The organism is Psychrobacillus sp. AK 1817 (assembly GCF_008807035.1).
Classification (GTDB): domain Bacteria; phylum Bacillota; class Bacilli; order Bacillales_A; family Planococcaceae; genus Psychrobacillus; species Psychrobacillus faecigallinarum.
In genome coordinates this window covers 799,090-817,741 of sequence record NZ_CP031739.1, presented here as the reverse complement: position 1 = coordinate 817,741, position 18,652 = coordinate 799,090, and the positions used below count along the sequence as shown (strand labels likewise).

The 18,652-nt window shown below is 32.1% G+C and carries 30 protein-coding genes; 21 read left to right on the top strand and 9 right to left on the bottom strand.

Features of this window, described 5'->3' with window-relative positions:
* The first annotated feature begins 124 nt into the window (after positions 1 to 124).
* Positions 125 to 289, top strand: coding sequence for a hypothetical protein (locus tag D0S48_RS20535; RefSeq protein ID WP_186318281.1), 165 nt, complete (start codon positions 125 to 127; stop codon positions 287 to 289).
* A gap of 30 nt (positions 290 to 319) precedes the next feature.
* On the opposite strand, the gene D0S48_RS04260 is transcribed toward D0S48_RS20535, so the two are convergent.
* The gene (locus D0S48_RS04260; RefSeq protein ID WP_144541823.1) at positions 320 to 526 is read right to left on the bottom strand and encodes a hypothetical protein; all 207 of its coding nucleotides are present in this window, start codon (positions 524 to 526) and stop codon (positions 320 to 322) included.
* A gap of 125 nt (positions 527 to 651) precedes the next feature.
* Between D0S48_RS04260 and D0S48_RS04255 the strand changes: the two genes are divergently transcribed.
* The 5 genes from D0S48_RS04255 to D0S48_RS04235 all read left to right on the top strand — a co-directional run bounded on the left by D0S48_RS04255 (position 652) and on the right by D0S48_RS04235 (position 4,263).
* A complete protein-coding gene (locus D0S48_RS04255) occupies positions 652 to 1,059 on the top strand; it encodes a hypothetical protein (RefSeq protein WP_144541825.1) in 408 nt (135 codons plus the stop codon).
* Positions 1,060 to 1,278: 219 nt separating this feature from the next.
* Entirely contained in the window at positions 1,279 to 1,443 is a 165-nt protein-coding gene (locus D0S48_RS20530) for a hypothetical protein (RefSeq protein ID WP_191963867.1), read from the top strand.
* Between the two features lie 1,338 nt (positions 1,444 to 2,781).
* Entirely contained in the window at positions 2,782 to 3,363 is a 582-nt protein-coding gene (locus tag D0S48_RS04245; RefSeq protein ID WP_144541829.1) for an SMI1/KNR4 family protein, read from the top strand.
* 397 nt (positions 3,364 to 3,760) lie between these two features.
* A complete protein-coding gene (locus tag D0S48_RS04240) occupies positions 3,761 to 4,054 on the top strand; it encodes a YolD-like family protein (protein ID WP_144541831.1) in 294 nt (97 codons plus the stop codon).
* Between the two features lie 11 nt (positions 4,055 to 4,065).
* Complete coding sequence (locus D0S48_RS04235; protein WP_144541833.1) at positions 4,066 to 4,263, top strand: hypothetical protein; 198 nt, start codon at positions 4,066 to 4,068, stop codon at positions 4,261 to 4,263.
* A 16-nt stretch (positions 4,264 to 4,279) separates the two neighbouring features.
* Here D0S48_RS04235 and D0S48_RS04230 read toward each other — a convergent pair whose 3' ends face one another.
* The 3 genes from D0S48_RS04230 to D0S48_RS04220 form a co-directional block, all read right to left on the bottom strand.
* Positions 4,280 to 4,471 carry a hypothetical protein gene (locus D0S48_RS04230; RefSeq protein WP_144541835.1) on the bottom strand — a complete coding sequence of 64 codons (192 nt, stop codon included), beginning with the start codon at positions 4,469 to 4,471 and terminating at the stop codon, positions 4,280 to 4,282.
* 10 nt (positions 4,472 to 4,481) lie between these two features.
* Positions 4,482 to 4,838 (bottom strand): hypothetical protein, encoded by a 357-nt coding sequence (locus tag D0S48_RS04225; RefSeq protein WP_151110258.1) that lies wholly within the window; start codon positions 4,836 to 4,838, stop codon positions 4,482 to 4,484.
* 107 nt (positions 4,839 to 4,945) lie between these two features.
* Positions 4,946 to 5,086 carry a hypothetical protein gene (locus D0S48_RS04220; protein ID WP_225321684.1) on the bottom strand — a complete coding sequence of 47 codons (141 nt, stop codon included), beginning with the start codon at positions 5,084 to 5,086 and terminating at the stop codon, positions 4,946 to 4,948.
* Between the two features lie 157 nt (positions 5,087 to 5,243).
* Here D0S48_RS04220 and D0S48_RS04215 point away from each other — a divergent pair, with 157 nt between their 5' ends.
* The 6 genes from D0S48_RS04215 (at position 5,244) to D0S48_RS04190 (ending at position 8,168) form a co-directional block, all read left to right on the top strand.
* Positions 5,244 to 5,477, top strand: coding sequence for a hypothetical protein (locus D0S48_RS04215; RefSeq protein WP_144541844.1), 234 nt, complete (start codon positions 5,244 to 5,246; stop codon positions 5,475 to 5,477).
* Between the two features lie 60 nt (positions 5,478 to 5,537).
* Entirely contained in the window at positions 5,538 to 5,729 is a 192-nt protein-coding gene (locus D0S48_RS04210) for a hypothetical protein (protein WP_144541839.1), read from the top strand.
* Between the two features lie 140 nt (positions 5,730 to 5,869).
* Positions 5,870 to 6,274, top strand: coding sequence for a hypothetical protein (locus tag D0S48_RS04205; RefSeq protein ID WP_144541840.1), 405 nt, complete (start codon positions 5,870 to 5,872; stop codon positions 6,272 to 6,274).
* 186 nt (positions 6,275 to 6,460) lie between these two features.
* The gene (locus tag D0S48_RS04200) at positions 6,461 to 7,021 is read left to right on the top strand and encodes a hypothetical protein (RefSeq protein ID WP_144537092.1); all 561 of its coding nucleotides are present in this window, start codon (positions 6,461 to 6,463) and stop codon (positions 7,019 to 7,021) included.
* A gap of 212 nt (positions 7,022 to 7,233) precedes the next feature.
* Positions 7,234 to 7,539 (top strand): hypothetical protein, encoded by a 306-nt coding sequence (locus tag D0S48_RS04195; protein WP_144537090.1) that lies wholly within the window; start codon positions 7,234 to 7,236, stop codon positions 7,537 to 7,539.
* 149 nt (positions 7,540 to 7,688) lie between these two features.
* Positions 7,689 to 8,168: a hypothetical protein gene (locus D0S48_RS04190; protein WP_151110256.1), complete on the top strand. Its 480-nt coding sequence runs from the start codon at positions 7,689 to 7,691 to the stop codon at positions 8,166 to 8,168.
* Positions 8,169 to 8,663: 495 nt separating this feature from the next.
* On the opposite strand, the gene D0S48_RS04185 is transcribed toward D0S48_RS04190, so the two are convergent.
* Positions 8,664 to 8,891 carry a tyrosine-type recombinase/integrase gene (locus D0S48_RS04185; RefSeq protein WP_144537086.1) on the bottom strand — a complete coding sequence of 76 codons (228 nt, stop codon included), beginning with the start codon at positions 8,889 to 8,891 and terminating at the stop codon, positions 8,664 to 8,666.
* 104 nt (positions 8,892 to 8,995) lie between these two features.
* Here D0S48_RS04185 and dnaN point away from each other — a divergent pair, with 104 nt between their 5' ends.
* Positions 8,996 to 10,126 carry a DNA polymerase III subunit beta gene (dnaN, locus tag D0S48_RS04180; RefSeq protein ID WP_151110254.1) on the top strand — a complete coding sequence of 377 codons (1,131 nt, stop codon included), beginning with the start codon at positions 8,996 to 8,998 and terminating at the stop codon, positions 10,124 to 10,126.
* Between the two features lie 782 nt (positions 10,127 to 10,908).
* On the opposite strand, the gene D0S48_RS20525 is transcribed toward dnaN, so the two are convergent.
* Both D0S48_RS20525 and D0S48_RS04170 read right to left on the bottom strand, forming a co-directional pair.
* Positions 10,909 to 11,058 (bottom strand): hypothetical protein, encoded by a 150-nt coding sequence (locus D0S48_RS20525; protein WP_154310977.1) that lies wholly within the window; start codon positions 11,056 to 11,058, stop codon positions 10,909 to 10,911.
* Positions 11,059 to 11,602: 544 nt separating this feature from the next.
* The gene (locus D0S48_RS04170; protein WP_144537082.1) at positions 11,603 to 12,517 is read right to left on the bottom strand and encodes an iron-hydroxamate ABC transporter substrate-binding protein; all 915 of its coding nucleotides are present in this window, start codon (positions 12,515 to 12,517) and stop codon (positions 11,603 to 11,605) included.
* Between the two features lie 268 nt (positions 12,518 to 12,785).
* Here D0S48_RS04170 and D0S48_RS04165 point away from each other — a divergent pair, with 268 nt between their 5' ends.
* Positions 12,786 to 13,013 carry a lactate dehydrogenase gene (locus tag D0S48_RS04165; RefSeq protein ID WP_151110250.1) on the top strand — a complete coding sequence of 76 codons (228 nt, stop codon included), beginning with the start codon at positions 12,786 to 12,788 and terminating at the stop codon, positions 13,011 to 13,013.
* Positions 13,014 to 13,154: 141 nt separating this feature from the next.
* On the opposite strand, the gene D0S48_RS04160 is transcribed toward D0S48_RS04165, so the two are convergent.
* Together D0S48_RS04160 and D0S48_RS04155 are read right to left on the bottom strand one after the other, a co-directional pair.
* The gene (locus D0S48_RS04160) at positions 13,155 to 13,574 is read right to left on the bottom strand and encodes a hypothetical protein (RefSeq protein WP_144537078.1); all 420 of its coding nucleotides are present in this window, start codon (positions 13,572 to 13,574) and stop codon (positions 13,155 to 13,157) included.
* A gap of 31 nt (positions 13,575 to 13,605) precedes the next feature.
* A complete protein-coding gene (locus D0S48_RS04155; protein ID WP_151110248.1) occupies positions 13,606 to 13,797 on the bottom strand; it encodes a hypothetical protein in 192 nt (63 codons plus the stop codon).
* Between the two features lie 202 nt (positions 13,798 to 13,999).
* Here D0S48_RS04155 and D0S48_RS04150 point away from each other — a divergent pair, with 202 nt between their 5' ends.
* From D0S48_RS04150 to D0S48_RS04120, 7 genes are all read left to right on the top strand, one after another.
* Complete coding sequence (locus D0S48_RS04150; protein ID WP_151110246.1) at positions 14,000 to 14,920, top strand: WD40/YVTN/BNR-like repeat-containing protein; 921 nt, start codon at positions 14,000 to 14,002, stop codon at positions 14,918 to 14,920.
* A complete protein-coding gene (locus tag D0S48_RS04145) occupies positions 14,904 to 15,755 on the top strand; it encodes a hypothetical protein (RefSeq protein WP_144537072.1) in 852 nt (283 codons plus the stop codon). The genes D0S48_RS04150 and D0S48_RS04145 overlap by 17 nt, the downstream gene beginning before the upstream one ends.
* A 191-nt stretch (positions 15,756 to 15,946) precedes the next feature.
* Positions 15,947 to 16,273 carry a DUF3139 domain-containing protein gene (locus D0S48_RS04140; protein ID WP_225321683.1) on the top strand — a complete coding sequence of 109 codons (327 nt, stop codon included), beginning with the start codon at positions 15,947 to 15,949 and terminating at the stop codon, positions 16,271 to 16,273.
* A gap of 192 nt (positions 16,274 to 16,465) precedes the next feature.
* A complete protein-coding gene (locus tag D0S48_RS04135; RefSeq protein ID WP_225321682.1) occupies positions 16,466 to 16,897 on the top strand; it encodes a hypothetical protein in 432 nt (143 codons plus the stop codon).
* Positions 16,898 to 17,126: 229 nt separating this feature from the next.
* On the top strand, positions 17,127 to 17,573 hold the full coding sequence (locus D0S48_RS04130; protein ID WP_144537070.1) for a DUF2262 domain-containing protein: 447 nt from the start codon (positions 17,127 to 17,129) through the stop codon (positions 17,571 to 17,573).
* A gap of 193 nt (positions 17,574 to 17,766) precedes the next feature.
* Positions 17,767 to 18,297 carry a D-glycero-alpha-D-manno-heptose-1,7-bisphosphate 7-phosphatase gene (locus D0S48_RS04125; RefSeq protein ID WP_144537068.1) on the top strand — a complete coding sequence of 177 codons (531 nt, stop codon included), beginning with the start codon at positions 17,767 to 17,769 and terminating at the stop codon, positions 18,295 to 18,297.
* Positions 18,298 to 18,355: 58 nt separating this feature from the next.
* Entirely contained in the window at positions 18,356 to 18,640 is a 285-nt protein-coding gene (locus D0S48_RS04120; protein ID WP_144537066.1) for a hypothetical protein, read from the top strand.
* Positions 18,641 to 18,652: the final 12 nt, after the last annotated feature.

Genomic DNA, 18,652 nt, shown 5'->3' with positions numbered 1-18,652 from the left:
CATTATTTTTATAAAAAAATATCATTTACTTATTCCTTTAAAAACATCGTTCAGTCTTTCATTGACTTGTTCGGTGTTTTTCTTATTCATTTTTTTAGATAAATGAGCGTACACATCAGAAGTGATGCAACAAATTTTCAGAAGTCGGAAAATCGAAAAGGCACATACTCGCGTAGATTTAGAAAAAACAATAGCTGAAAATAAAGAACGTGGCTGGAAACAAATAAGTGATATCAAAGAGGATTACGGAAACTATCAAGTGGTGTTGGAGTTTACTAATCCTCGGTAAGACGTACTAGAAACATAATGAGCAACAACTCTATTTTCTTGCATCTTCATATCTAGCATCTTTATCTCTAAATAGAAGCCAAGTAAAAAAAATATTTAATGAAACTATGATGATGTCATGACCAAGTTGCCCACCGTCAATTGTATGTAAATTATTCATTATGGCAATTGGGATTACAAGCAATAATAAAATGGACAAAGCAATCCAATGTAAATTAATCCATATTTTTCTAAACATATTTCCACTCCTTATAAGAACACTTACTAATCTTAATCGTGTGTTTATAATATGTAAAGAATGTGTCATAGTTCGTAGATAAAGCGTCTCAACTCAGCAGCAAACATAAAAGGTAGGTGGCACACATGTATGAATGGTTGAGAGACTATAAAAAACTAGAAGAAGAAATAGCCTATCTTGATTTCAATCTAACTCGCACTAAAAAGGAGTTAGGACGATGGACAGGTGGAGACTTAGCAAAATATAAACTAACACCAGAAAGCCATGGGGCGAATGTTGAAGAAAAATTAGAATCTATTGAATTTGAATTAGCTCATAAATTAAATGATCTTCATGAATTAAAAAAACTCATTAGTACATTTGATGGGTTAGAATACAAAATACTCTACAAGAAGCATGTGGAAGGCATGCCGCTAGAGGAAATTGCAAACAAACTAAACTACAACACAAATTACATTCGGATAAAACACGCAAATATCATGCGAATGATGCGCTACGTAGAAAAAGTTACATCGAAAAAAGTAACTTACTAATTAGAAATAGATTCCATTGATTTTCCATTTGATATAAGAGTATAAAGAACCGACGAAAAAGTTCTTTAATAGTTTCTCCCTTTGAAAAGCATCTGGACTTAATTGTCTAGGTGCTTTTATAAGTTTTAAAAAATTCAAAAAATTTAGAAGGATTTTGCCGAATAAAGTAGAATATAATAGATGTTACACAAAATATGAAAGATATGGAGGATGGAGATTATGAAAAAGAAAAAGACAATATTGTCAGTTGCTGCTGGAGTTCTTATGCTTTTAACTTTATCTTTTGGTTCAGGAGCTAGTGCGTTGAATGATCCTGGTCATGGTGGCGGCGGTACGGTAAAACCACCAACATGCACTAAGTATCCTTGTCCTATAAGACCGTAAATCCAAATAAAATATAACGAATAAAATTATCGAAAAGCTTTGAACTCACTCAAAGAATAATGTAAAAAGGTCACATCCAAAAGGACGTGGCTTTTTTCTTTTGTAAAACTGATTTTTAGATGGAGTATAAAGAACCGTGATTAAGTTATTTAAACTTTTCTCCTTTTGAAAAAGAGCGTTCATGTATGGATGCTCTTTTATTAAATCAATTTTCTATTAATGACATACGTTTCCTTCTAATCTATGATTAGTTTAAATTGGTGTGTAATTAATGGTGAAAATAAGGAAATTAGATGTTGCTAAAGATAAGTATGGTAACTACTATTTTATTAAAATGAATAGAGATAACGATATCTTGAGGTTAATTCATGTGTATAAATACATTGAGGAATAACTGTTTAATAATTCAGAAAAACTATCGGAAGAATTCCATTGAATGAACAAGCAAAAATTATGGTTGAGAGAAGCAAAACCGATGATAGATATTATAATTTAGAGGATTTATTAAAACACTTCGAAATTGAAATTGATAATCAGATTTAAAAAGCGAGTCATGATCTATTAGCTCTTGGCTTTTTATTATATATTGCAAGATTTTTGTTGGAAAACTGTAATTTACATAAAAATCATTAGACAGGTTAACTGGAGAAGAACTTAATTATGATATTCCTACAGTTAATAACGGTACATTGTCTCAAGAGGATTTTGAAAAAGTGTAACCTGAACATATTGTACTTGTTGAGTTTAAGGAAGTTGTTAATCCAAATGTTGAAGTAATAATTAAACCTCAAATAGGAGAAACCCTATTTGACGTAGGTGCCTTTGTTATCTCACTATTTGAGTTCTATGAGGAACCAGACTTATGGAATGGCGTTGCTGTTATAATTAATGATGGAGCCGAAATCTTACCTTTTGTACCGGCAGTTGGAAGTCTAACTGTAAATGCAATTAAATCAAGTCCTAAAATGCAAAGAGCAATTGATTATGGTATTAGACCTTATACTTTGCTGAGAAATGAAATCGCGGGACCTGGTCTACATGCACATCATATTATGCCGAAAAAGTTTTCTGTCAATTTTAATTTAAAAGGTAGAGAGAATGATATGTTTTGTCTTACTCTTGACAGTACAAACCATAATATGATAACTGGTAGATTTAATTCGAGACTTAGTAAATCAGCTGAAACATATACTACAGCTGAAGTAAGGAGAGTTAGTATAGAAATCTATGATCAACTATACAGAGAAGCTGGTGATTACATTTTTAAATTCCAATCAGATTTTATTAAACTTAATCAATATGCACCTTGATTAAATCATAGTGGAGGGGTTATGTTATATGAAAATAAGCGATTTCGTCCGTGAATTTAAAAAAACATATCCTGGACAGGAGCTTTACAAAGTTGCTACAGAAGCAGAAATTGCCTCGTTTGAAGAATCAATTGGGATTCTACTTCCTTCAACCTTTAAAGAGTTTCTTAGGACTTTTTCTAACGGGATTTTGCTGTTAGGATGGGAGCCCATAGGAGGGGTAGATGAAAAATCTCCTTGTGGAGCTATTCGAAAATCGGAGCGAATAATTTATGACCTTCCATCAGAAGTTTTGACTGAAGAGACCAATGAATTGGTAGATTCCGCTCGTCTTATAACATTAACGATGTTCGATGGCGGAGAGAGTTCAAATGATCATTGGGCATTCATTTGTGAAGAGGGTATCCCTAATAACGAATATAGGATAGGTTATATTGGTCAAGACAATAAATCTATCGTGAAAGTTGTTCGGAATTTTGAAGATTGGTTGGGAATATTTTGGAAAGGAAACAAGGATAACAAAGATAGAGAGTTTGCAATTCCAACGTTTCATATAATTTACCCAGATTATGATGAACGTGGAAAAATACTGCATGAGTGGTTGAGATAAACTTCAAAAATATATGTTAAAGTCATATCCATTTGGGTGTGGCTTTTTATTATGCTTTGAACACTACATATCTCACAACATGACCTTAAATTAAATAATTGCATAGCGTAGCCCTCTCCTTCTCGAGAGGGTTTTTTATTTGATTAAAATCGGAGGGATACGTTGAAATCAGTAAAAGAAGAGTGAAGGTATTAAGTGTAAAAAACGATTCTTTTCAAGCTTATTGCTTTTTGAGAGGTACTAAGAGGATTTTTAAAATTGAAAACGTTTTAGCATTTGTTCCAGTTATCCTAAAGGAACGTGATGTTATAAGAGTTCTCATGATATTTTTTTCGAGGAAATAAAGAAGTCCAAGTACCCACTAGATCCACGCAGAAATATTAAATGGGGTACATCGATGATGTTAACAGAACATGTGGCAATGCTGCGTGATTATCATGAGGAAGTAAAAAAAGAACCTAAACCAGAGTTAACTGAGTATGACTATGTTCTTTTATCAGAGTCAATCGAGCTCGCGTTTTCCTCATATGCAGATACTAAAATTAAGCGTTGGAAAGATGGCCAGTTTATTTATAACAGAGGTACCATTGAGGAAGTGGATTTAAAACGTAGGGTGATTCAGCTGCAGGATCCTTTTTATTTATTAGCAATAAAAATGGATGATATAGTTGATGTAACTATCATGGACTAAGGAGTAGTTGTATGAGAAAGACGGATGAGCTACTAAAACTAGAACAATCAATTAATGAACTATATGAAAAATACCCCAAAAGCATGGTTAATTCATTTCTAGAACGTATTAGCGAAATGACAGCTGAAGAATTTGATGCAACAGTCAAATTATGCGAATTAATAGAGAGCGAAGAGGCGCATGAACAAAATGAAACCACCAACCAGTGAAGGAAGGTGGTTTATTTTATTTCATTTCTGTTTGCAAAATAACGAAGCCGCCTTCATTATCGCCTTTATAGGTATATTTAATATCATTCAACGTTTTCACTTCGGTTTGGTCTAGCATGTCATTGTCCCACGTGATTTTTAGATCATCGAACAACTTATCAATTTGTGTATCACTTAATTCGCTATCGGTAGTTTTCGCTGATGTCACAAATGCATATTTAATTTTTTCTTTTTTTATCATTAAACGAGTCAGTTGATGCCACAACGTTCACTTCGATTACTTCTTTGTTCTTATTGACGTCCATTAATAGAACAATATCTGAATCTAAAGAAATACTATAACGATTATTTTCCACTTCTTCAACTGTGGAAGGTGAAAAAGCCATACTTAATCCATTTTTATATCTCGTTTCATATTCTTCCACAGACGGTGCTATTGATTTAGATGCTTCTTCAGCTACCTCTTCAGTTACTACTTCCTCAACTGGTTCTTCTTTTTTTACAACTTTTTCTTCATCGTCACCACATGCAACTAATAATGATGAAAGTGCAATAGTAAGTATTAGTTTTTTCAATTGGTTACCTCCTATAGTATTTCGGTATGGGTAATTGTACCAAACAATAGGAAAAAGAAAAACAGACAACTAGGGTTAATTATCTGCTGTATATAATAAGTAAGTAATTAAATTGTTCTTCCGTCTTCCAATATAAAATTAGCTTCGAACTTCACGTTTAATACTCCAGCAATTTCAACCAACTCTTTCTCACTAAAGTTATCTCGTTTAATTTTATTGGATAAATTAGGTTGAGTAGTCCCAATCAATTCAATTCTGCTAGTTGTGACAGGTTCATTTCCTTCTCTAACAACAACATTTTTATCTTCTTCGCCATTGAAATGTTACACTTAAACTAACGGGGCAGTTTAGTTGAAGAAGAGATGCTATACTACAAACATCATTACGAGTAAAGTCGGTGAACCAATGGAACAAGTGCTAAAAGAAATGTTGTCTCCGAGTAATCAATATAAAGTTCAAATTATTAAACGTAAGGACGGTCTTTTTACCACAGAAGTATATAGGTGGCAGGAAGACTGCGGATATGAGTATTGGAGTTCTATGAAAAATGGATTGTCTTTAATTGAGACGGAGGAAGGTGCAGTGAGATTAGCTATTGAACATTTAAGAGAATGTTCTGGTGAAATTATCACTCTTTAATTACTTCACTAACGGGTGCTTTAGAAGAGTTCTAAAGCATATCAAATGAGGAGGTTGGAAATGAAAAAAAATACTAGGTTTTTCGAAGAATATAACATTAGTAGCGTAATTATTTTTTATGGAATTGTTTTGCTTTACACCTTGTGGATTGGTATAGAGATAGATGTAAAAAAAATATTTACAATTCTAGTTTTCACAATTATTTTTTGGTTAGCAAATAGTTTGCAATCATCCAAATCACCCCAAAAGTAATTTATTTTTGCAATATTATATATATTTTTGAAATAAACAAGCGGCTGCCTGTAATGGTAGCTTTTTCTTATTGAACTAACGAAGCAGTTTATTTGAATAAGGATTTATGTCGATTGTCATTAGAAAAGGAGAAAAATCATATGTTTGACATAATCTATGCATTAATTGGGCTAATCATTTGCACCTCTATAGTAATCTTTTTTGTGAAAAAAAAACGGGGGCATAAAGATTTTTATTTTAGTGTTATTACAGTAACCTTTTTTGGAATCCTATGTTTGTTTCTTATAATTTGGAATACAGAGGATTATATTGCCATTAAAAATAAGAACTTTCAAACAGTGAGTGGTCAATGTGTCGTAACAGAATTTGAATCAACGGGTAGAACAACTAACCATCAACTTCACGTAGAAATTAATGGTCTTGTTGTTTTTGGAGAGTTTGATGATTTTAGTGATGTTAGACAAGGGACCTATCCTTGCACTGTAAAATATATCGAGAAAACTCGTACACTGTTTAGTATCAAGCTGAATTCCACTAACAAGTAAATTTGGATAAAAATTGATGTGAATTGAATAATATAAAAAAAGTCTTAGTGAACATTTCGCCCATTACTTGAATTAGATGAAAAGGTGCTTGTTCAACTAACGAGTGCTTTACTTCTATAAGGTATAAAGCCTACTTAGAGGCAGTTTTACTGAATGTCGAAAAATAATCTGAATAGGGGGATGGAATTGAAAACACAATATTTTGTTCAATACTCCAATGATAGTATAATTAATCGTTTTGTCATCCCAAAAGAAACGTTTACATCTATTAGTATTGGAATTAGAAATGTAGGAACCGATTTTATTTTTCCATTGGTTCAAAATATGTTTAGCTTTCCTATTTTCTTTGTTTTGGAAAATGATATTTTTGAACAAGGGAAGAGTATCATTTCGGAAAGGAATATCCCTTCATATAAATTCTCTTCTAACGGTTTTATTATCAAAATCGAGTCTGTTGATACATTGGAAGCATTCTGTGACATATCAGTTGATTTAGCTTTGAATGGTATAAGCGTGTTTATTTTCTTCGGACAAGGGCTTTATGAGGAAGATTTAGTTCCATTGACTCAATGGAATAAACCTATTGAATTTAAAAACCTTGATTTTCAAAAGGTCGAAACATTTATTGATGTAAGCGAGGTTGGAACTACTATATTTAGCAGGAATAATAAGTTCAACTCACCCAGAAAAGTTTCATACTTTATATCAGCATCCTACTCTCTCGATATAGAGAACAGTGACATATAAGTACAAATGATTGATTATTATATTTGTGCTAACTAGGTGCTTTGGCTAAATATGGCCATCATTTCGATGGTCTATTTTTATGTGCAATATATTAAGTTGATCTCAGAATATGCATTGTGAAATTTTACACTGAAACTAAAGGTACAATTTAGTTTAATAAGAAATCAATATTTATAAAGTTAAGCAATAGTTGTTTAAGGAGGGAACCGCATTTGGGATTTGATTTTGTCTTATATAATCAAGAAGGTAGTGAGATTGGATTTTACGAAATGAGAGAAAGCCTACATAATGAAATATTTAATTCTAAGAAACTGTGGCGTAGCTATTTGGAACTTAGAAGATTAAGCGATTTTTATCTTACTAATGAAACTTTTTCGGGAGAGAGACTTTCTACTCTAATAACAGACCTTAATAATTACAAAGTATTTATTTCGGTAAATAAACTAAACGAATTTGAAGAATTTATAAAACAATTGTCCAGCTCTGATATAGATAAGGTACATATTGCTGGTGACTAAACCATATTTTATTGTTGAACTAACAGGTGCTTTACTTTCAGAGGATTAAAGCCTGTTTCTTGTTGTATTAAAGCATCAGTCTAGTTTAAGAAGGAGTTCTGAAAACGATTGGTGAAATAACCAATATGTATATTCAGGAGGAGATTATTTTGAATGGGGTGAGTCAAATATTTATCAGAAAACTTGTTTCAGCAGTAATGGTTTGTGTATTGGTTATGTTAATCTATTTCATAGAAGAACAGACTGGTTTTGTATTCATAATAGGTATGTATCTATTTCCTATTCTTTTGATTTATGGAGTACCAGTATCTATTCTCTCCGATTTTGTTACAAAAAAACTAAGAGGATTATTTAGAGGTAGTATTGCGTTATTCATTCACTTATTTCTAGCCGCATTGTTTGTTATGATTCCAATATTATTTTCAGAATGGGAAAGGGAATTAATAATTTCTGACACTAGTAGTTTATTTGATAACTTTTTCTTCATTACTTCTCTGCTATCTTCATTTCTTTTCTACTTTTCAGATGAGTTTCTTAGGTCTAAATTAGCTAAATATTTGCATCAGAAGATACTATTGTCTGGAAGAGCTAAAGCTCTGTGTGAAAAAATTGGTGAAATGAGAATTTAGGAAAATGTATTAGCTTATTTAACTAACGGACGCTTTAGTAAAAAGGAAATCAAATTAAAATGAGCTTGGAGATACATCTTCCAGCTCATTTTTTATGTGGGTTTTAAATTAACCAATATCTCTAAGAAAACCTATAAGAAAAGACCACCAAAATGTAGTGGTATCAACGTTTTTCAATAATGAATCGCACCCCATAATCCACCCCATAAATACCCCATTTTTATTTTTAGGCTGTAGAATCACATGTTAAATGATTTCTTGAAAACCTTGTTTTAACTACATTTTTAATACTATATAGTTCTATACATTAAGGCAGTATGTCATCCGTACAACTGTACACTCATGGGAACGTGAGCAATACTTGAAGATGTATTAATAGTAAAGCGTTGGGGCTCTATGCTTCCAACGCTTTTTTGTTTATTGTAAAAAGAGGTTCGTGGTATGAATTTAAAATGCAAACACATTTCTACCTCAAAATTATTCAATTTCTTTCATTTACTCATCAAACTTCTCAATTGAACGTGCAGCAATCTTATTAGAAACATGTGCATAAACATCCGATGTAATTTTCATAAATCCATAGCCCAGTCGTTCCTGTCCAAAATTCATATCAGCACAAGCGTCCAGTAACATAACTGCATGTGTATGTCTTGTTGAATGATTAGGCAAAGATAGTTGACCGATTTCCTCTATACATCCTTTAATCGCATTAAATACTTGCAAAGCTGCATCTCTTTCTCAATATATAAATGTTTATCACAAAAGCAGGAGTTATAGTTTAATTTGTCGAATTAGTTTCACTTACATTAAAAAGAGGTGGGTCAACTATGGAATTTATAATAGATAATGAATGTTTTAATAAGGCAATATCAGATGTTAATAGAGCAGTATCTTTAAAAACAACCTTTCCTATACTGACAGGTATTAAGATAATTGCAAATAATAATGGTTTAACCCTTGTCGGTAGCAATTCAGATTTTATTATTGAAAAGGTTATTCCTTTAATGATTGATGGAAGGAAAGTATTGGAAGTTTATAATCCTGGCAGTGTTGTAATTTCAGCAAAGTTTTTAAGCGAAATTGTTAAGAAATTGCCCGAGAAAATACATATAAAAGTAAACGAAAAACATTTAGTTACCATACAATCCAATGAAATAGTAACCAACTTATACGGATTTGATGCAGAAGAATATCCCACTCTTCCTCAAATAGATGAAAATAAACATGTTACAATTTCTAGTGAGGATCTAATAGAGGCCATTAGACAAACTGTTTTTGCAGTTTCAAAAAGCGAGGCTAGACCTGTCTTAACAGGAGTTAACATGTCAGTTAAAGATAGCAGGCTTAAGTGTGTGGCAACAAATTCTCAACGTTTAGCTTTAAGAGAGGTTGCAATAAACTCAAATGTAGATGGAACTTTCATTGTACCGAGTACAAGTTTAAATGAACTAATTAAAATAATTAATAATGAACATAGTGTATTAAATATTTTTTTTACAGACCGGTATATGATTTGTAAATCAAATACACTTTCATTTTTTTCTAGATTAATTGATGGTATTTACCCTAATGTTTCAGGATTGCTTCCTGAAAGTTCGAAAACAACAATTACTCTCAATACAAATCAACTATTAAAAAGTATAGATAGAGCTTGTCTCTTTGCGAGTGAATGGAAAAATAATAATGTACATCTAGAAATCATGAATGATTTAAAAATACAAATTTCCTCAAACTCGTCGGAAATAGGGAGAATAGAAGAAACTTTGATCATTAAGGCTATTACAGGTGAAACTAACTTAAATATTTCAATTGATGGGAGTTTTTTAATGGACGCATTAAAAGCAATAAAGGAAGAAGAGATAAGAATAAGTTTTGGCGGTTCTATGAGACCAATCCTAATTGAACCTATTGACAATTTATCTTATCTTCATCTTATTTCACCTGTTCGTTCATATTAAAATGTACTTTTGTAATTTTTTCTTTAAGGAGCTTAGGCTCTTTTTTTGTTGAAATTCAACTAATAAATATATTAACACTGTACATAGTCGTAAGTTTAAAAAATATAAAAAAAGACCTTCTTCAAGGTCTAATCAGTTTTAGTTCGCTATTCACATGTTCACGAATGAGAAGTAATTCAATAACATCCTGAGATGAATATGAGTAAGGTGCATTATCAGGAATAAGCTCATTGAATTGTCTAACCAAGTCATTAAGGGTGTCTACATAAAAGTCATTTAAATGTAATTCAAATTTTATCAATATTGTTCTCCTTCTTCTTTTTTAGAAGCATGAACCATTATCTATAATTTTATTCAATTGGTAGTGAAATACATGCATTAAAAATTAAGAAAATAAAAAAGGACCTTTATCTAAGGTCCTCATGTAAACTGAGATGAGAGTAAAATAAATTTCTCAGTTGTTATTTAGCTTATGTAAGTAACAATTTTTTGTACTGGCATGACTACTGTACAAATACAAAATTTCTTTCATAATCAAAGAAGTCGACTTCTTTTAATAACATCTCTTAACAATACAATAGCGCCAGAGATTGAAACAAGCGCTATTGTATTAAATGATTAAGGCCTGTCTAAACATGGCGCAGATGCACCAGTGCCACAATTAAAAGCTGATGCCGGACTTTGGCCGATTAAAAATGCTGTTAGGCATAAAACAGAGATAAAAAGTTTAATGTTTTTCGTCTTACCCACTTAATATTAGAGTGTAATCACTTTTACAATAATCACAAGTCCTTAGGTACACATGGGGCGTTACTATAATCAGGCTTACAAATTGGAGGTGCTTGTACAGTTGCTGCTGAAGCAATTGTTGTAGATGATAAAGCAAACACAAAGCCAAAAGCGAGTAGTAACTTAGTTATTCTCTTTTTCATTATTTTCACCATCCTTTCAAATATAAGTAAATTATAGACAACTGTACCAATTTATTCATCGGTCATTTTGAGTGAATTTTCAGTGAATTTAGTAGTGCTTACTAATTAGTAGAATTGACTTTCTAATAGGTAAATATTATTGTATCGATAGAATTTATTTCAGTAGATACATCAAAGAAAAGAAGAATGTAGATACACTAATTGGAGTTAACAAGCAATTTTATGTGGTGCAAAATACAGAGTATTAAACTCTAATAAGATAGACAACATATTATAGGGGCAGGAGGCTACTCCATCGGGGGAAGGGAGATAGATAAGCCATCAAAAATGACACTTGAGCGACGGTGATGGCTTATCCCCCGCGGAAAGTGGAATTCATTTATACTTTGTTCTTTGTAAAGTTACTAATTCTTTAGAAATAGAATCAATTGTAAAAAACAATCAGCTTCAGGTAAATTACCATCAACTGATTGTTTAAATAGTATTCTTCATATCTAAAAATATGCAATCGTACTTACATTAAAGATGTGAGCTTTCTCTAGTATTATTTCTGTAAAAAGGAGCTTTCAAAGAAATCAAGCAAAGTATCTAGAGTAATTGGATCACTGTAAGTAGAAGCTTTTGTGTTTATTTCATATACTTGACCGTTTTTGACGGCAGGGATGTTCTTCCATAAATCTGTTTCTAAAAAAGAGTTATCTACATCAGGATTTTTGCTAAAAATTACATAGTCTCCAGCGAATTCAGGAAGTAATTCTGTGGAAAATGTATATATACCAGATTCAAGAGCCAATTCCTCCACTTTTTCCGGCATTTTTAGACCCATGGCTTGATATAAAATTTCAGTGCCACGTGCATAATTATTTCCGAAAACATAAAACTCCTTATTACCACTTTCAATAACAGAAACAGTAGCATCTTCACCAATTTTCGCTTTAATAGCCTCTCCAGTGGATGCCGCGCGTGATTTAAAATCCTCAATCCATTCTTTAGCTTCTTTTTCTTTGTTCAGCAGCTTTCCAATTTCCAACTGCTGATCTAAATAGTCCAGTTTTCCCCATGTAAAAACAACAGTCGGTGCGATTTCATTTAATTTATCAATATTATTCATATGCGAGCCTGCTATAATCAGGTCTGGATCTAATTCAATTATTTTCTCTAGGTTTTCCTCTGTTACAACTTCTACTCCATCAAGTCTTTCTTGAAAAAGAGGGTTCATCTTCGTCCAGTCGTCAATTCCAACGATATTAGCATCTAAAGCCAGTGCGTTTGGGCCATTTGTAAGAGTTATTACTCTTTGGGGATCTGTAGGAACCTCAATAGGTCCAGTTTCAGATTCATATGTAAAAGTATCCGACTTTGTCTCTCCTTCAGTTTCTTCCTTGTTCGTGTCATTGTTCCCACATGCTGCAAGTAAAAGCACTAAGAAAAATAAGGATGTTATAAATAGCTTTTTCATCATGTAAAACTCCTTTTTTGTCATTTGTATTTTAAGAAAAGTTGATATTAATTAGTAATGATAATCATTTTCAATTAACTCTCATAAATATTAATTCTATTATTAAAAATTGTCAATAATATTTTATTTTCATGGTTGGAAATACATGTGTAATATCACAAGTAGAAAAATAATTTACTGGTCCTAATAGAGGAGGATAACAAGCTTCTCAAATATTTTTAGTATTTCTGGACAAACTACTAAAAGAGGTAACGAAGGAGGGATAAAGATGGAAATATTATTGAATAGGATTCATGAAGGAATTGAATATCTTAATTCACAAGGTAAACAAATTAACTTAATAAAAATGAACCCTGACATTTTTGATTCTTTGACGCAAGACGAACTTCCTAATGTTAAAATATGTAACGATGCCACAACGATTTTTGGAGTTTCAATGGAAGCAGATGAGAACGTAGAAAAATATGAATTTATTATATCTAGGCCACTTAACTAAAAATAGAAAGGGACCTCTTTGTATAAGATAGAGGTCCCTTTCAACATATACAGCTACTGTCTAATAGATTGCAAGGAAGAGGAAGCTTAAAATGTACCGATTAATAATCGGCTTCACAAAAACTATTGGACTGGAAATTTATTATCTATACTTTTCTAAATCACTTAAGGCTTTTTGCAAGCCTTCCTCGATGCTTTCATTTAAATCTGTTTGGTATACATAAAAGATTAAGCCATTATGGAATTCGTATAGATTATAGGACACAACATTCATGCTTTCCGTCTCTTTTTTAAATTCTTTAAGCCCTTTTTTCCGATCCTCCTCAGAAGGGTAGATATAGATTAAGAATGTTTTGTTATCTAGCAAATATATATTTGGTTTTACGCCGTTTAGCTTATTGCCAAAAATATTACCGTTCCTCTCCTTTGGCTCTTCTAGAGTAAGGTGCTGATTTTCAAGGGAGCCAATTACGTCCTTTAAGGTAATAACTTTAGGATCTTGCGCTTGGCAAGCAGTTATTAACACAAAAAGAGTGAATAAGAATAAGTAAGCCTTCCTCATCTTAATGCTCCTTATCATTTGTTGTTCTATCTCACTTTGATTTGAATAGTAAGCTTTTGCCGACATACTTACGATAACCCCATATACCAAATGACATGATAGTCACACCTATCAATAGCGATAAAATATAGTCATAGGAATTTACGTTTATTATTTGATCAAGTGATATACCTATAAGGAGACCACATATCCCGGCAAATAAAGACCAAAAGAAACGTTTCATTCTATAATCCTCCTCTAAAGTACTGTTAACAATGACTGTCATTTTACTCTACTATCTATATTCTACAAATATTTCCAAAAACCTTGTAGAAACAGCTATAATAGAAGAGAATTAAAAAAATGGAATAGGGCTAATAACAGTTGAAACTTCAACTAATTTAAAATAATAGAGATATAACAAGGTAACGACAGGAGTATTTTTAATGAAAAAAATAATAATTGGTACTGCTTGCATTATGATAGTTGGTATATTCGTAGGTACTTTATTTTACGAAAATTTAGATGCGATTCCAACGGATTCCAAGCAGAATAATATAACAACATTAGAACAAACAAAGCCACTACAGCCATTCTATGTAGACGATTTAACTGGATATTCTTTAGAGTATGATCAAGTACAAATTACTTTTAATAGTGGCAATGAATGGATTGAAGTTCCTATTGAAAAAGAAACGTTATTTGAAGGGGAATATTCCGGAAGTAAGACAGAACTGATAGATGATAGCTATATACTTTCACAGGGGCATGCTTATTTTTTATATTCTAATGAAAATGATTCAAACGAAACCAGTATCGAATTGCTTTATACAAAAAATGAAGGTAAGACATGGGGGAATATAGTTGTCGTAGATCGCTATCCTCCCATTCGTTTTCGTAAAGTTGAGTTTTTAAATGATTCCTTTGGTTACGTCATAATTTCAGGTGATCGTACAATGTCACAGGAATGGACTAATGTTTATATTACGAAGGATGGCGGGATGCAATGGAAAGAAGCGACTCATTCGAATATCACCAGGTTAATTTCAGATGGGGGATTTGTTAGTGAAGAAATAGGCTTCTTGTCATTTGGGATACTTAACCCTGAAGAACCTGATCTTCATGTCACGCAAGATGGAGGGGCCTCTTGGCGTGAAGCCCATATCAATATTCCAGAGAAATATAACAAAATATTTGTTCTGGCGGAGGTACCTTTTAAAGAAGATGACTACTTAGCCGTCTACATTAATCAAGGACCTAATGGGGATTACCAAGGTGGGAAAGTTAAAGGGAAATTCATTTCTAATGATAACGGCAAGACATGGGAATTTTTAAAGGAGGTAACACCAAATGAACCGAAAATATAAAAAAATAGGAGGCTGGTTATTCTTTCTAATGGCCATTGGATTGTTTAGTGTTCAAATGGGATATTTCTTTATAAAATCAAGATATGTAATAGAGTACGTGGATAATCGATTTTTTTACGTGATAAACATATTAATAGTATTAGCCATTTTCCTCTCCTTGTTTCTTCTGCTCGCTGTCAATAAAAAGTGGAAAATGATAATCGTGAGCATTACAGTCGTAATTCTATTTATACAAGGGGTTTTTATTACTATCCATAGCTATCAAACTAAACATATTCTAAGAATTTCACCAGACTTTAAAAATGTGGTAGTCATTAAGGAAGATAGGAAAGCCAAACAGGCAAAATACTATAGATCATATTATTGGATATTTGCTCGGGAAAAAGAAATTTTGCCCTATAAAACTAAAAGCGAGTTTAAAGTGAAGTGGGTAGAAAAAGACATTGCCGCGGTTACTTATAAATCTGCTGATAGTAAGATACACCAATATATCGGTACCTATGGGGGTCGTGACGAGGGTTCCTATTCTTACGTTGGTCCATCTATCGCTGGACAATGGCAAGGGGATAATGCAATGGTTATCAGTTCACCGGATGGAATTACTGTTGTCCATAACGGAAAAACGGAAAAGTTTAAATGGGACAGTGTTGTTCAATTTGGTACATTAGCCGTTGTTTTGGTCCAAAATAACGAAGCAACTTGGATGATAGGTTTATCAGAGAACTTTAATAGTAACTCGAATGAACTAATACCACCCTCAGGAGAAATCGTGTTATATGAAGCAACTATGAATAACAACGATCCGATAACTCTGAAGTATCTATCTGTTGAATAAATTATATGTGAGTGCAAGAAAATCTATCTATATGTATGGATTAATTTATCCACTAACAACTATAACTGCATGTCCAATCAAACCAGCAACATTTGCTAAAGAGGTTACAAACCACCTCCTCAAAATGATGATTGAAAGTTTCTAAACTGAATTTTATATTGCTTTTCAAGTTATCCAAAGGGGTGTATTAATTGAAAATAATAATAAGTTTAGTTGTTTTGGTTGGATTAGCAATTTTAGCTATAGTTGCTATCTATCCTGGCAGTCAAGATGATGCTGAAGTAAAATTTGCTGAATATCTGAATAAACAAGGTGTAGATGATAATAAGATATCATCAAAAAAGATAATTAAAGACTATAAGAATGGTGGGTATGGATTTATAGTCACTTTTGAAGATGATTCTGCTTATAGTTATGAATATTTTTATAATAGTAATAGTAAAAAAATAGTTCTAGTTGTCTATGATGATGGAAAATCAATAGATGAAGGTATGAAATATGAACCTATAAATGATTAATAATAATGCAACATTCTCTACGAGTTAACCCACAAAATGCAAATGATGTAGACATTTGTCTAATGGGCTTGAAGAACAAGTAAACATCATATTTAATCGTAATGTATTGCTAAAAATTAAACAGAGGTAATTGTATTAAATCCAAAAAGTTATAAAGTGGAGCTCAATTTTAAAATTTTGGGGGAATTGAAATTGAAAAAAATACTCGCTTTGTTTTTTACAATATTATTTTTGACTGCTTGTTCTGAGACCACGAAAAACGATTATAAATTTATTGGAGAAAGTGATCAATGGGAAGCTGAATATTTGTATAAAGGAATCGAAAAATGGGGAGAAACTAATGGAACAAAAACGTATTCGAACGATGCCAGCTATGAGTTCGTTTTAAAATACAAAGGTTCATTAGAAGAGTTGTCGTCACTACAAAAGCTTGAATACTCTTATCAAACTGATAATAGTAGCGGGAAAAGAGTTCAAGAGTTCACAGAACCTCCATCGTCCGTTACATTTTCTTCTTCAGGGGCCTCAAAAGGTGGCTCAAAATTAACCGAAGATGCTGTCATTAAAGTAAATGTTAAATGGGGAGATTTAGAAGAATCATTTGATCTGCATAATTTAAAGTAGCATATCTGATTTTTACTCCATACAATCTTGGCTTTCTAAGAAAGAAAAGGTATTCGCAAAATATGCTTCGATACTTTCCATTCCATTAGCTGTGGTATATATTGCTTTTCTATGTAATCGTCGGCAAAATTTAATTAATGAATAAAATCAATTCATAGGTGAATGTGAACTATCGAAAGTTCTATTATGTAAATTTTTTTCTGAAGATCTATTCAAAGGGGATGATTAGGTGAACTCATCTATTTACAGTAACGAATTGGGGTTGTTTACTTTCAATGAAATAACCAATAACTATGAAAATCATGAAAGTAAAATTCATTGGAGCTTAAATACTAGAAATTTAGACGATGCCAAGAGGCTGTTGATAATCGCCGAAAAGTTCTTTATATCTATAGATGAGAAGGCAAGAGTATCTGTGGCAACAAGTATGATTCATTATAAAAATGATTTTTGGCCAGAATACGATGAAAATGATCCGACATTAAATTGGGATGAAGTGGATGCTGGGGAATATGATATAACAAAAGAAAAGTTTGCTAAGTCTATTTCATTATATGATGTAAAAATAAGTAGAAATGAAATATATTGTGAATTCCATGATGGCAATTTATTTGGAGGGCATAGAATACACGCAAGCTTTGATCATTGTTTAGACCTACTAGAGGCTAGTATTTAGTTGAGAAAATAGATAGATATTGTGGTTGTAGGAATTATTATATTAATTATCGTTTTAAATATTTTCTTTAAGAGATAATAAAAAACATTCGTACACACCCTAGCCTAAAACGAAAACATTTTAGGTTTTTTTTAGACTGATAATTATTTTCTTCCGGGGAACAATAGGAGAAAATTATAAAGGTGTGTAAGAGATGAAAAAAGCTGTATTTTTAGATCGAGATGGTGTTATTAACGAAGTACTAACTAATCGAGTTAAATTCCTGAATAAACCGCAGGACTTATATTTCCTGCCAGGCGTACCAGAGGCTATAAAAAAATTAAATACTATCTTTAATTATGTGTTTGTGGTTACCAATCAAGGTGGAGTAGGTCTTGGATATATGAAGGAACAGCAGTTAATTCATATACATGAGCATATGAAGGAAGCTTTAAGGAAGAAAGGAGCGATTGTGAATGATGTTGTCTATTGTCCCCATAAGCCAAAGTCAGGCTGTTCCTGTAGAAAGCCTAATAGTAAATTAATTGAAGATCTTGCCAAGAAGTATGAAATAAATTTGGCCTCTTCTTATATGGTTGGAGACACAGATACGGATATTATTGCGGGTAAGAAAGCTGGTACAAAATGTGTTTTCCTTGGAAAAAGTGACCCTCTAGCTGATGCGATATTTTCTGATTTAGCAGGCGCCGCTGAATGGATTATTCAGGATAGTCAAATTAAGTAAATCGGGAATATTATTTCCCTAAACTTAATTGCTACTCGAAGCAGAAAGGAGCTTGTGTATGAAGATACATTGGGTAAATGGCCAATATTCAGAAGATAATAGGATTTTTGATACTGAGAATGAAGTGTATGAATGGTCTAATTCATTGTATGGCGATTTTTTAGGCTACTTAGTTAGTAAAGAGAATGTTGGGTATACAACTCCAGATGAAAAAGTGATTAAATCTCTCGATAAACTCATACCAAAATGGGCCAATTATATAAATATAATGGTTGTTGTGCAAAAAGATAAAATTAACGTAAACAATAAATATCTTTATAGAATTTGGACTTTAAATATTTAAAAGGGGGAGTTA